The sequence below is a fragment of the Corynebacterium sp. ES2730-CONJ genome (assembly GCF_024834055.1).
Classification (GTDB): Bacteria; Actinomycetota; Actinomycetes; order Mycobacteriales; family Mycobacteriaceae; genus Corynebacterium.
Genome location: NZ_JANUXZ010000004.1, coordinates 257,625 through 270,701, shown reverse-complemented (window position 1 = coordinate 270,701; position 13,077 = coordinate 257,625). Strand labels below are relative to the sequence as shown.

Genomic DNA, 13,077 nt, shown 5'->3' with positions numbered 1-13,077 from the left:
CTACCACTGTGAGCTCTCTAGGGCTAATACTCATTGCCTTTTCTCTTCCCCTCATGCGACCTATCGAGCGCATCGCCTCGTCTCAGGGCTCCTACACTTCTTTTTTGATACACCCAAAATGCTTCGCTGTTGTCGGGGGAGTGGGCGCGGCTATGAGCATCGCGCGAGGATATTTTCTAGTCATGGCGGCTCTAGTCATCATAAGCCTCAGCCTCGGATGGGTAATCCACGATTATCGCCTAAGATTTCTGCGCAAACAGACAGAACAATCCACTATCCACGTCCTGGGCACTATCGCCGCGGAATTATCCGCAGGCGCTACTCCAGCGGCAGCACTGGCAGCGGGTGCCGCGGAGCCTAGCGACGAGCAGCTCCGTACGACCTTGGAACTAGCAGCATCCAGAGCTGCCATGGATATTAATCAGGGGATCAAAGAGTTAGCCGACTCGCAGAATCCAGCTCTGATCACTCTCGCCACCGCGTGGACCTTATCGCTGCACCACGGTATCGCACTGACCGAGATAACCGCGCGTATCCGAAAGATGCTCGAGGATAGGCACCAATCCGCAGAGCGAGCCCACGCCGCAATGCAAGGACCCGTACTTTCTGGGTGGATGCTCGCTTTCCTGCCCGTCATTGGAGTGGCCATGGGTGGTGCCATGGGCATTAATACTCTCGCCTTTTACGTGAGCAATAGCTTAGGACAGCTCGTCTTTTTCCTTGGCATTACTGCACAAGCTCTGGGAATTTTCTTCACTCATCGCATTATGACAGGAGGTGCAGAATGAGTTGGATCCTTTTGGCATTAGTCCTGGCACTTATTGGACTTGCCATCCACCCCTACCCTGTGTCCATAACGCGCCTTGGTAGTAATGGTATGAGTGGCGTCAACCCTAGAGATGGGCCTAAATATTTCCGCCGTGGAAATCGTCGCACGCATATGCACGCGCGTGCACAGGCTCAAGATGTGGAATTATTTGCAGCACTAATTCGTACCGGCTTGAGTCACAGTTCCGCTGCCAGGGCCTTAGGTGCTAGCGGTGGATCTTTGCAATGGCTGCGTGCGGCAGATCTTCTCGATCTGGGTGTCGCCCCCGAGCGGGCGTGGGCTGAACTCGACGACATCGGTTCCGCATTGAAAAATTCAGCGCATTCGGGTGCCAGCCTAGCTCCTGAGCTAGAGTGCCTCAGCGCCAGACTCACAGCCGAGATAGACAATCGCGCAGAGGCGCGGGCTCAGCGAGCTGGAGTGGCCATTGCCGTGCCCTTGTCCCTATGTTTCCTCCCAGCCTTTATACTGCTAGGCCTCGTGCCCCTAGTACTGAGTCTGGGACAAACCATCCTCCCCTTCTAAACACAAGAAAAGGACCAATCCTTATGTCTTCCAACTTCTTTCTCCAGCTATCCGATGACGAAGGTATGACTACGATCGAATATGCCATGGGCGCTCTCGCCGCGGCTGCCTTAGCTGGCGCTCTCTATATGGTGGCGAGTTCTGGCGCCGTTGCTGAGGGTATCGAGTCCATTATCGGCAATGCGCTCAATCAAGTCCCCGCTTAGACGCGTCCTCGGCGCCGAAGACGGATCCACCACGATTGAAACGGCGATAGGGATAGCTAGCCTCATGACGGTACTGGGTGTGGCAGTGGGGGCAATCCTATCGGCAGCTAGCTATCTCAGCGCTATTGATATCGCTGGCGCTGCCGCTCGTAGCTATGTGATCGGGGTGGACTATCAACCAGCTCGAGGGCACGTGCATATCACTACCTCCGGCACACTGGCTACGGCCACCGCTGAAGTGCCTAGTCTCTTCGGTACGATGCGGGCTCAGGCTATTTTCGCCCTTGAAGGAAGTAGCTATGAATGATGAAGAAGGCTCCACCACCATCGTGAGTGCCGGAATGATCGTAATGATCGTTGTCATCGTGGGGATCTTAGCCCACGTATTCACCATCATGGTTGAGGCTCATCAGGCACGCAATGCTGCCGACCTCGCGGCGGTCGCAGGGGCCTATGAGCTTGCCACCGGGCACCCTGGGTGCCCCCGCGCGGTGGAGATCGTCCAGCTTCACGAGGCCGAGCCACGTGGATGTCGGGAGATCGATGGTGATATTTATATTCAAGTCCGAATGGGTACTCAGTTAGCCCGCGCTCGCGCCGGGCGGGTGTGAATGAGCCACTTGGCTTAAAAATTCCAAAAGGATCATGGCCCCCTCCTTATCGAGAGGGTCATTACCATTGCCACACTTGGGCGACTGGACACAGGACGGACAGCCCTGATCACAGGCGCAGTCTCGCACAGTCTCGTAGGTGGCGTGAATCCACTGGGCGAAGTGCTCATAGCCTTGGTCGGCAAAACCGGCCCCGCCGGGAGCTCCATCATAGACGAAGACCGTGGGCAACTCGGTATCTGGGTGCAGTGCTATAGACACACCACCAATATCAGAGCGATCGCAGGTGGCAATAAGCGGGAGCATCCCGATTGCAGCATGCTCGGCAGCGTGAAGAGTACCAGGAATATTGTTGATACCCAGGTCGCGTAGCACGAGTGGATCTACCGTATAGGCACAGGCTTTAGTCATTAAACGCTGGCAGGGTAGATCAAGGGACTGGGAACTAATCAATTGCCTATCGAAACTATAGGTGGAATAGCCCGTGACTTGATTGACTACCTCGACCTCCACACTGCTTAACCAAACCCCAGGGTGTAACTGCTGGAGCTGCTGGGGTTCAGCGGTGATCATAATATCGGTGTGGTTGCGGGCCACCGTATAGTAATCCGGATTCTCCGGGTGCACGATAGCAAGCCGACGCTCGAGATCAAGCGAATCCACCACGTAGTATTCGCCCTGGTGAACATAAACGGCACCTGGGTGCAGTTGTCGTGGTGCCTGGGCTGAGCCCGCGGTACCCAAGAGCTGAGAATCTGCAAAGATCATGATCTGACTGCCAGTCGAGCGCAGGGAAACCCTCTGATGGGGGCTTTCTGACCCTGGTTGTGCAGCCAAAAAATAGCCGGAGGGGCGTGTGCGTAAGAGACCCTTGTGGATTAGAGCCGGCAGGATTGCACCCGCCTGGAAATAATCAATATCGTGTTCATCAAGGGGTTTTTCGCTAGCGGCACAGAGTAGATGATCACTGAGGATATAGGGATTGGAGGGATCAAAAACGGTGCGTTCCACGGGGGCGGATAGGAGCTTGTCGGGGTGCCTAACCAGATAGGTATCGAGTGGGTCATCGTAGGCAACAAAGATCACTAAGCTCGATTGCCCGCGACGCCCTGCGCGTCCAGCTTGTTGCCAGAAGCTTGAGATAGTTCGGGGAAACCCAGTAGTAATAACCGCATCAATCCCGCCAATATCGATACCTAATTCCAAGGCATTCGTGCTGGCAACACCTAAAAGATCCCCACTACTGAGGGCGGCTTCTAATGCGCGACGATCCTCAGCTAGGTAGCCAGCGCGGTAAGAACTTAGTCGCTCGGTTAAATCAAAGCGACCCCAGCTGGCAAGCAATTCTTTTCCTCGCAGTGCTAAGCGTTCAGCTTGGCCGCGTGAACGGACGAAGCCTAAGGTTCTGGCTCCCTCTTTGATAAGCGTGGCCATCATCAAGGCAGAATCGCCCAGCGCAGGGCGTTTATTTTTCCCTGCCTCGTCGCTGATCCCTGGCTCCCATAATAGTATGGTGCGTGCGCCATGAGGTGCGGTATCGGAGCTGATCGCCTGTACGGGGGCTCCGATCAGTGCCGCTGCGCTGAGTTCGGGTTGTGCTTGGGTAGCGGAAGCAAGGACCACGGTGGGGAGCGCTTGATAGTGGTGCGCTATGCGCAGCAGACGCCGTAAGGTTAGGGCGATATGGGCTCCAAAGATCCCGCGATACACGTGACTTTCATCGATGATGAGAAAGCGAAGGTTGCTCAAAAAATGACGCCACTTATGGTGGTTGCTCAGAATGCCACTATGGAGCATATCGGGGGTAGAAAAAATGAAGCGAGATCGAGCCCGAATATCCGCGCGAGCGTCAATGGGAGTGTCACCGTCATAGGGCGCGGGAATGATCGATTCGAAGCCTGGAGTGCTACTCGTAAGCTTCATAAGAGAGCGTAATTGGTCGGAGCCTAAGGCTTTTGTGGGTGTGAGATAAAGGGCTGTTGCCGTTTTATCATCTGCCAAAACGCTGAGAGATGGCAGTAGATATCCGAGAGATTTTCCAGAGCTAGTCGACGTCGCAATCACGGTGTGTTTACCGTGGTAAATACTCTCGGCCGCAAGTATTTGATGCTCATAAGGGCGAGTGATGCCAAGCTCGGAGAAATACTCCACAAGGGGTGGGTAAGCCCAGTCGGGCCACGAGCCGTAGCGGGCAGTCTGGGGGGGTATATATTCGGTGTGGCAAGCACTCGGCGCTTCCAGTACGTCGGCAAGAATGGCAGCTAGTTCGGCGCCGACACGAGGGTGATCATTAGGGGAGCCGGCGGGCTGATTCATGAGCGCTCCTGGGGGTAGCTCTTGGCATGGGCTTAGATCTGTGACACACTAGGGATAGGTCTTCGTTAAAGTTTTTAATGATTTTTTGCAAAACGGTAGTGAACCTTCCTCACGTCCTTACGGGGCGGATGTTGTTTCTTAGAGCCATTGGGCATAAAAACTGGAGATTCTTCTATGAAGAGTTTCCTTGACCTACTCTCGTTCAAGCATACGTATCTGATTCTAGCTTGCTAGTTTCACACGGTTTCCTCATTCTGGGGCAACCGCGGGGCTCTTTTACACCAGGGTCTGTTAGTTCTCTTACGGGTGATCGCTTGCTAAATGCTTGCGTCTCACATGTATCTGAGGGATGCGGTGTTCAATATAGTTTTAAAGAAATAAGGATATACACATGGCTAAGGGCACTGTAAAGTGGTTCAACGCTGAGAAGGGCTTCGGCTTCATCTCTCAAGAAGATGGTTCTGCTGATGTCTTCGTTCACTACTCTGAAATTGAAGGAAACGGTTTCCGTTCCCTCGAAGAAAACCAACAAGTCGAGTTTGAAATTGGCGACGGCGCCAAGGGCCCACAGGCTCTTTCCGTTCGCGCGATCTAACTTCATAGCTACCACTAGGTAGCTAGCTTCAAGCCGCTGGAACCTTGTCTCCCGCTTTCTCCTCATCACTATGGTGGAATGAATGCTAAGGAAAAGGGATCGGCGGCTTTTTCGCATGAATACCCGTGTGCTTAACGTTCTCCCTTCGTGTGATATACCCTTAGTGCGCACATGCTTGATAGGGTAAGCAGTTAAACTTGTTTGATTAGAAATTGAGGTTTCTTCGTCTTATGGCCAAGAGCAGCGGAATAAAGCGACTTGTGATCGTCGAGTCCCAGACGAAAGCGAAAAAGATCGCGCCATATCTTGGTGATGATTATATTGTGGAGGCCTCAGTCGGTCATATCCGTGATTTACCACGGGGTGCTGCTGATATTCCTGCCAAATATAAAAAAGAATCATGGGCACGGCTTGGTGTTAATGTTGATGCTGGTTTCAAGCCGCTGTATGTGGTCAGCGCCGATAAGAAAAAGAAGGTCGCAGACTTAAGAAAGAAACTCAAGGAAGTCGACGAACTTCTCCTTGCGACCGACCCCGACCGCGAGGGTGAAGCCATTGCTTGGCACCTATTGGAAACTCTCAAACCTACCGTGCCCGTGCGCCGCATGGTTTTTAACGAGATCACAAAACCAGCGATTCTGCAGGCCGCTGAAAATACCCGCGATTTAGATAATAATCTGGTCGATGCCCAAGAAACCCGACGTATCCTCGACCGTCTCTACGGCTACGAGGTATCTCCTGTGCTGTGGAAAAAAGTCATGCCCAGGCTTTCGGCTGGGCGGGTGCAGTCAGTGGCTACGCGCGTCATTGTCGAGCGTGAGCGTGAGCGCATGGCCTTCATCTCCGCTGATTACTGGGATATCAAAGGGGAATTTGATTCAGGCAAAAACCTCAACGACGGTAATCCGAGTGCTTTTGAAGCCCGCCTCACCAGTGTCGACGGACAGCGCGTGGCAACCGGTCGCGATTTTAATGACCGCGGACAGTTGACATCGCAGGCACATGTGATCGACCAGGTACGTGCGGAACAGCTCGTCGAGGACCTCACGGGCACTGAGATGGCTGTTGTTCGAGTTGAGGAAAAACCCTATACACGTAAGCCCTATGCTCCGTTTATGACCTCCACTTTGCAGCAAGAGGCTGGACGAAAATTACATTATACTTCTGAGCGCACCATGCGTATCGCACAGCGGCTCTATGAAAACGGCCATATTACCTATATGCGTACTGATAGCACCGCACTGTCTGCGCAAGGCTTACAGGCAGCTCGCGAGCAGGCTCTGGCGCTCTATGGTGAGAATTATGTTTCTCCCAGCCCGCGCACCTATGACCGTAAGGTGAAAAATTCTCAGGAGGCGCACGAGGCCATCCGCCCCGCCGGTGAGAGTTTTGCTACTCCAGGTCAATTGGCGTCAAGCCTGGATGCCGAAGAATTTCGCCTATACGAGCTGATTTGGCAGCGTACCGTCGCGTCCCAAATGGCAGATGCCAAAGGCACCTCGATGAAGGTCACCCTTGGCGGTAACGCCCATGATGGCACAGCCGTTGAATTCTCCGCTACCGGGCGCACGATTACTTTCCAAGGTTTCCTCCGCGCCTATGTCGAGTCCACCAAACTGTCAGATGGTCGCGATCTTGCAGATAATGCTGAGAAATATTTGCCACGTTTGAGCGAGGGTGACCCCGTGCAGGCGGATCAACTGGCTGCTGATGGTCACACAACAAACCCGCCGGCGCGCTATACGGAAGCATCCCTTGTTAAGAAGATGGAAGAGCTCGGTATCGGTCGCCCGTCTACCTACGCCAGCATTATCAAGACCATTCAGGATCGTGGCTATGTGTATTCCCGCGGCAATGCGCTGGTGCCTTCGTGGGTTGCCTTCGCCGTGGTTGGGCTCTTGGAGCAATCCTTCGGGGCATTGGTGGATTATGATTTCACATCCTCGATGGAGGATGAGCTTGACGATATCGCAACTGGCACCCAGATTGGCAGTGAGTGGCTGAGCGGTTTTTATTTTGGCGACGCCGAGGCTTCGGATGCGATGGCAGATTCCATTGCGCGCCAAGGTGGGCTCAAAGCATTGGTAGGAGATAACTTAGAACAAATCGATGCTCGCTCCGTTAATTCTCTGCCGCTTTTCGATGATGCCGAAGGGCGTCCAGTATATGTGCGCGTGGGCAGGTACGGCCCCTACCTCGAACGACAGGTGGGGATAAAAGACGGTGAGCCGGAATACCAGCGCGCCAATCTCTCGGATAGCACCACCCCAGATGAATTGACGCTGGAATTTGCAGAGAAATTATTTGCTACCCCTCAGTCGGGACGAGAATTGGGTAGCAATCCCGATAACGGTCGCACGATCGTGGTGAAGGAAGGACGTTTTGGTCCCTATGTCACCGAGATCATGGGTGAGGATGAGAAGGAGAAAGCAGCCGCCAAGGCAGAAGAAATCGTCGCCGAGGAGCGCGCCGCCGAAGATGCGCAGCGCGCCGCCGAAGGTAAGCGGCAGAAGAATTGGGAAACCAAGACTGCTTTGGCGGCTAAAGAGAAGCGTATTAATCAGATTATTGAAGAGACCCTCAAACCTAAAACCGCCTCGCTGTTTTCTTCGATGGAGGCCAGCACGGTGGGCCTGGAAGAGGCTCTTAAACTTATCTCTCTGCCGCGCGAAGTGGGTATCGATCCCGAAGATAATCAGGTGATTACTGCTCAAAATGGACGCTACGGCCCGTACCTGAAGAAGGGGACGGATTCCCGTTCGCTCTCAAGTGAGGATCAAATCTTTAGTATCACGCTCGATCAAGCGGTGAAGATTTATGCGGAGCCGAAGCGCCGCGGTCGAGCTGCCTCGCAGTCGATCATTAAGGAACTGGGCAATAACGACGTCTCAGAGAAGCCGATGACTGTCCGAGATGGCCGCTTTGGCCCGTATGTTACCGACGGGGAAACGAATGCATCCTTAAGACGCGGCGACGATCCGCAAGCGCTGACCGATGCGCGAGCGAATGAGTTAATCTCCGAACGCCGCGCCAAAGACTTAGCTGATGGCGGTGCTCAGCCAAAGAAGCGCTCTGGGACTAAAAAGACCACGAAGAAGCCTGCGAAAACGACAAAACGAGTCGTTAAAGCAGGACGTGCAAAGAAGAAGTAGTCCGATATATGGGTGGGGGCTGGCGTTCGCACCCATATACCAATGAGACCACCTCAGGCAGAAATAGGTATTCTGCAGCCGAGCACTCAAGCACAGATGGGCAACCTATAATATGTACCCGTCACAGATGTCTCGTTAGATATCGGACAGGAGAAACGTGGTGCGATATTCCCCACAAATTTCCCGCAAAACGGGCTAAATCGGAACTTATCGGGCATAATTAAAAGCATATTCAACATACTGGGGCGCCGCGCCTAAAGTGCCTGCTTAGACGAGGTGCACCGCGAATATTTTCTCATACTCTATCCAGAGTTCAAGGTTCAAGGGAAAGGCGCATTGCGTTATGAAGCAAACGGTTGGAAATAAAGTAGTTCTCATTGGTGCCGGCGACGTCGGAGTCGCCTTTGCATATGCCCTCGTCAACCAGGGTACCTGTGATCACCTCGCCATCATTGATATTGATGAGAAGAAGCTTGAGGGCAACGTCATGGACCTCAACCACGGCGTGGTGTGGGCTCCTTCACGCACCAAGGTCACCCGTGGTACCTACGCTGACTGCGAAGATGCAGCCATGGTTGTCATCTGCGCAGGCGCACCCCAGAAGCCAGGCGAGACTCGACTGCAGCTTGTGGATAAAAATATGAAGATCATGAAGTCCATCGTCGATTCCGTGATGGGTGCAGGCTTCGATGGCATATTCTTGATCGCCTCCAACCCAGTGGATATTCTCACCTATGCTGCATGGCGCTACTCCGGTCTTGACTGGCACCGCGTTATCGGTTCCGGCACTGTGCTAGACTCCGCTCGCTTCCGCTATATGCTCGGTGAGCGCTATGAAGTGGCTCCGACCTCTATTCACTCCTATATTATTGGTGAGCACGGTGACACTGAGCTGCCTGTTCTTTCCTCCGCTACCGTTGCAGGTGTCTCTATGCGTAAGCAGCTGGAGAAGACTCCGGGGCTGGAGGAGGAGCTAGAGAAGATCTTCGAAGAAACCCGCGATGCCGCTTATACGATTATTGATGCTAAGGGATCCACCTCCTATGGTATCGGCATGGGTCTTGCCCGCATAGCAAAGGCTGTTTTGCGTAACCAAGATGTGGCCTTGCCTGTTTCGGCGCTACTCAACGGTGAGTATGGCGAAGAAAATATCTATATCGGCACCCCAGCGATCATCCATCGCAAGGGTATTCGCCGCGTTGTTGAGCTGGAGCTGAACGACCATGAAGCCGAGCGTTTCAAGCATTCTGCTGATACGCTGCGCGCTATCCAGGAGAAGTTCTTCCAAGACTAATGCTGCTAAAAAAGCCCCGCCCCTTATCTTGGGGTGGGGCTTTCTCCGTTGTAGGCTAGGAATAATGAGCGCACATATCACGCCAAAAATTGTCGCCCACCGCGGTTTTAGCGGCCAGTATCCGGAGATGTCGCGCCTGGCTTTTCAAAAGGCACTCGAGCTTCCTGGTCTTTTTGGTGTGGAATGCGATGTCCGGCTCACTCTCGATAACCGTCTGGTATTAACCCACGATCCTACGATGCTCAGAACGGCGGGCAGCCCGCTGCGTGTGGAAAGCTCGACCTACCAGGAGCTAAGCAAGCTCAATATCTCAACCGCGCCATATCCGCCGCAGCGCATTATGCTGCTTGAGGAGCTCATCGATCTGGTTCTCGCTACTGATAAGCACTTGTTTATCGAGACGAAACAGCCGTTATGCGCGCGTCGTAAAGTCGATATCTATCTCGTTGATCTCCTTCAGCAGCGTGGCCTTGATCAGTGCGATCGTATCCATATCATTTCTTTTTCGCACGCCGCTCTGCGCCGTATACGGGCTCGGGTGCCTGATCTTGACACTTATTATTTACGCCACGAATGGGAACGTTGGTTTGATAGCTCGAGACTCGGATTGTCTCAACCTAAAGGTTTGGGGCTTTCGATCCTCGGGGCTAAATTGCGACCCGATTATATTGTTCCGCCCAGCTATGTCTTCACGGTCAATGAGGTGGAAGATCTCATATGGTGTCGAGACCATAAAGTGACGATCATAGCCACTGATTTTCCCCCGCGTGCGATGACTGCGGTAGATTGATCTGCATGGCTAAGAAGAAAAAGAATGACAACCAACGAACCGATGGATTGAGCCGTCGGCAGGCGAAATTACAGGCCCGCGCCGCAGAACGTGCTAAGTTCGAGCGCGATCCTCGTCCCTTCGGAGATGTGAAGGACGAAACTGATCTTATCGCCGTTCAGGAATTTGTCCCTTCCGCTTTCGCTCCCATCTCTGTTACCGGAACCGACCGCAAGGTGCTATTGTGCACAGTTTTACCTGGTGGCGCGGCTGCAATTGTGCGCGAGGATGGGGAGGCGCTGGTAGCCCTCCAACATCGCACCCCTTCGCGTAACCCGAATCGTGATCTTGCTTATGCGCTGGCGTGGGTTGTGTCCGCGCACCCTGGTGCAACCTTGGAGAATGGCCATGCGGATGGTACTGAGCCGGCTTTGACTGAGATCCTCGATCCCACCCAAGACATCGTCTTTGACGAGCATGACAATTTCAATTGGTGGCTCCCCGAGGCGGCCCAGTCCGACCCTCAGCATCTGCAGGCTATTGAGGCTGCTAACGAGAGTGTTCTGCCGAGCGCTAAGGTAGAGGCCAAGATTTCGGGCACCGCGTGGTGGATTAATCCAGGGACGAAGGCCCACATTCGGTGGGTGCGCCCTGAGGCTGAGGATCAGGTGTTGTACGCTCTTGCTCGTATTGCTGCGCGTGGCGAGCTGAAATTGGGTGCAGAGACCAAATTCGCTGGCGCATTCCGTACTCATGGCATTGTGGTGCCGGTGTGGGATCTCGATCCGCATCGGGAGTCTGCTAGCTATGCGGCAGATCTGGAGGCTTTGGATGCCAAGATTAGCGCCGAGATTGATAATGATGCTCCGCTGAGCGCTGATGAGCGCCGTCAGTTGGAGAATATTAAATCTCGTCAAGTCACGCTGCGCTAGATTCACTTGCTCCCGCTCTTTCGAGTGGGAGCTTGGATCTATTTTCTATAGGTTGATCGAAAGAGGGGGCAGTAGGTGGGGGTAGGAAAAGCGGGTAGTAACCGAGAGGTATTGGTTTAGTAAATCTGCCGCTTAGCTGCAGATTTCTCCTAGTTTCTGAGACTTTCTTATTCGCGACTTAAAACCGTGCCCATAATTTCATAGTGGCAATTGCGGTCTGGCTCGTGCAGAATTGGGAACAAACCTCATTTTAAGTGATTGTTATCACAGCTTTCCTTCTAGTGTGGAGTCAACAATATGAAGGGACCCCTAAATGGAAGCGTTCATTAATTTTCTAACGTCGGTTATTTGGTCACCGGCACTTATCTTCTTATGCCTCGGCGCCGGTGTTTATTTCACCATCGCCACCGGTTTTCTCCAGATCCGGTGTATTCCCGATATGCTTAAGCAATTACGCGATGGAGAAAAATCCGAAAACGGTATTTCCTCATTCCAATCATTGATGATCTCACTCGCAGGTCGCGTGGGCGTAGGTAATATTGCAGGTGTAGCCACTGCCATCGCCTTTGGTGGCCCGGGTGCTGTCTTTTGGATGTGGACCGTCGCACTGCTCGGCTCCGCCACGTCCTTTATAGAATGTACCCTCGCGCAGATTTACAAAGAACAAGACCGCGATACCGGCGAATACCGTGGTGGGCCAGCCTACTATATTGAAAAGGCCTATCGCGGAACCAAAGCTGCGCCCTTTATGAAGATCTATGCCATTATTTTCGCTGTGTCCATGGTGCTCGCTACCTCCTATTTCCTCCCAGGTATCCAAGCCAACGGAGTAGCCGCCGCAGTCGAGAATGCATGGGGTACCGATGTGACGATCACCTCGATTATCCTCGCTGTAGCCTTGGCTATCATTGTCTTCGGGGGCGTCAAGCGCATAGCTAATTTCGCCTCCTTCGTCGTCCCGTTTATGGCTGTTATCTACATCATCGTTGCGCTTGCGATCCTCTTTGCCAATTACGATCAAATCGATGATGTCTTTATGGTCATTATTCGATCTGCTTTCGGTCTCGACGCCACCTTCGCGGGTATGCTCGGCGTAGCGATTATGTGGGGTGTCAAACGCGGAATCTACTCCAACGAAGCAGGACAGGGTACCGGCCCCCAGTCTGCAGCGGCGGCCGAAGTATCCCACCCCGCTAAGCAAGGTTTCGTTCAGGCTTTCGCCGTCTATATTGATACGCTCTTTGTCTGTTCGGCAACTGCCTTTATTATCATCTCGACCGATATGTACAAAGTCTTTGAAGGCGGCTCCGATGAAGGAACAGTTATCTATAGTGGATCCTTAGCCGAGGGTATTCCGGTAGGTCCAGGATTTGTTCAAGCTGGTCTTAACAGCTTCGCCGGTGGCGTTGGACCAAGTTTCGTTGCCGTGGCTATTATGCTCTTTGCCTTCACCACGGTTCTGGCCTACTACTATATGGCTGAAACCAATATCGCCTACTTCAATCGCTGGATTGGCTCTCCCGTAATCCGTCGCACCATGGTGTGGGCACTGCGTGCGTTGATTATTATATCGGTCCTTGTTGGTGGCATGACTACTCCAGGTACCGCATGGGCTCTTGGAGATATCGGAGTGGGAATGACAGCGTGGTTGAATATTATCGCTATTCTGATCCTGCAGATACCAGCCCACAAGGCACTGCGTGATTATCAACGACAGAAGAAAGCTGGAGTGGATCCCCAATTTGACCCCGCAGCTATTGGCATTAAAAACGCAGACTTCTGGGAAGAGCGCACCCGAAAGCGCACAACTCGCGTCTAAATAGGAAAAAAGTGGGCCTGTATAGGCCC

Annotated in this window: 12 protein-coding genes; 11 read left to right on the top strand and 1 reads right to left on the bottom strand. The window is 53.2% G+C overall.

What is annotated here, in order from left to right; all coding sequences use genetic code 11:
• Positions 1-152: 152 nt before the first annotated feature.
• The 5 genes from NXS13_RS06705 to NXS13_RS06685 are packed head-to-tail and all read left to right on the top strand — an operon-like array spanning position 153 to position 2,171.
• Complete coding sequence (locus NXS13_RS06705) at positions 153-788, top strand: type II secretion system F family protein (RefSeq protein ID WP_259078520.1); 636 nt, start codon at positions 153-155, stop codon at positions 786-788.
• Positions 785-1,354 (top strand): type II secretion system F family protein, encoded by a 570-nt coding sequence (locus NXS13_RS06700; protein WP_259078522.1) that lies wholly within the window; start codon positions 785-787, stop codon positions 1,352-1,354. Before NXS13_RS06705 ends, NXS13_RS06700 begins: the two co-directional genes overlap by 4 nt.
• Before the next feature lie 23 nt (positions 1,355-1,377).
• Positions 1,378-1,560, top strand: coding sequence for a DUF4244 domain-containing protein (locus NXS13_RS06695; protein ID WP_259078524.1), 183 nt, complete (start codon positions 1,378-1,380; stop codon positions 1,558-1,560).
• Positions 1,535-1,867, top strand: coding sequence for a hypothetical protein (locus tag NXS13_RS06690; RefSeq protein ID WP_259078526.1), 333 nt, complete (start codon positions 1,535-1,537; stop codon positions 1,865-1,867). The genes NXS13_RS06695 and NXS13_RS06690 overlap by 26 nt, the downstream gene beginning before the upstream one ends.
• The gene (locus NXS13_RS06685) at positions 1,860-2,171 is read left to right on the top strand and encodes an Rv3654c family TadE-like protein (protein WP_259078528.1); all 312 of its coding nucleotides are present in this window, start codon (positions 1,860-1,862) and stop codon (positions 2,169-2,171) included. The genes NXS13_RS06690 and NXS13_RS06685 overlap by 8 nt, the downstream gene beginning before the upstream one ends.
• Here NXS13_RS06685 and NXS13_RS06680 read toward each other — a convergent pair.
• Entirely contained in the window at positions 2,142-4,487 is a 2,346-nt protein-coding gene (locus tag NXS13_RS06680; RefSeq protein WP_259078530.1) for a DEAD/DEAH box helicase, read from the bottom strand. The two genes, NXS13_RS06685 and NXS13_RS06680, sit on opposite strands and share 30 nt — an antisense overlap.
• Positions 4,488-4,878: 391 nt before the next feature.
• Between NXS13_RS06680 and NXS13_RS06675 the strand changes: the two genes are divergently transcribed.
• The 6 genes from NXS13_RS06675 to NXS13_RS06650 all read left to right on the top strand — a co-directional run bounded on the left by NXS13_RS06675 (position 4,879) and on the right by NXS13_RS06650 (position 13,048).
• The gene (locus tag NXS13_RS06675) at positions 4,879-5,082 is read left to right on the top strand and encodes a cold-shock protein (RefSeq protein WP_259078531.1); all 204 of its coding nucleotides are present in this window, start codon (positions 4,879-4,881) and stop codon (positions 5,080-5,082) included.
• A gap of 230 nt (positions 5,083-5,312) precedes the next feature.
• Positions 5,313-8,234, top strand: coding sequence for a type I DNA topoisomerase (topA, locus tag NXS13_RS06670; RefSeq protein ID WP_259158491.1), 2,922 nt, complete (start codon positions 5,313-5,315; stop codon positions 8,232-8,234).
• 343 nt (positions 8,235-8,577) lie between these two features.
• A complete protein-coding gene (locus NXS13_RS06665; protein ID WP_259078539.1) occupies positions 8,578-9,528 on the top strand; it encodes an L-lactate dehydrogenase in 951 nt (316 codons plus the stop codon).
• A 64-nt stretch (positions 9,529-9,592) separates the two neighbouring features.
• A complete protein-coding gene (locus NXS13_RS06660; protein ID WP_259078541.1) occupies positions 9,593-10,318 on the top strand; it encodes a glycerophosphodiester phosphodiesterase family protein in 726 nt (241 codons plus the stop codon).
• Between the two features lie 5 nt (positions 10,319-10,323).
• Entirely contained in the window at positions 10,324-11,229 is a 906-nt protein-coding gene (locus NXS13_RS06655) for a DUF5926 family protein (protein WP_259078542.1), read from the top strand.
• Between the two features lie 313 nt (positions 11,230-11,542).
• The gene (locus tag NXS13_RS06650; RefSeq protein WP_259158490.1) at positions 11,543-13,048 is read left to right on the top strand and encodes a sodium:alanine symporter family protein; all 1,506 of its coding nucleotides are present in this window, start codon (positions 11,543-11,545) and stop codon (positions 13,046-13,048) included.
• Positions 13,049-13,077 lie beyond the last annotated feature (29 nt).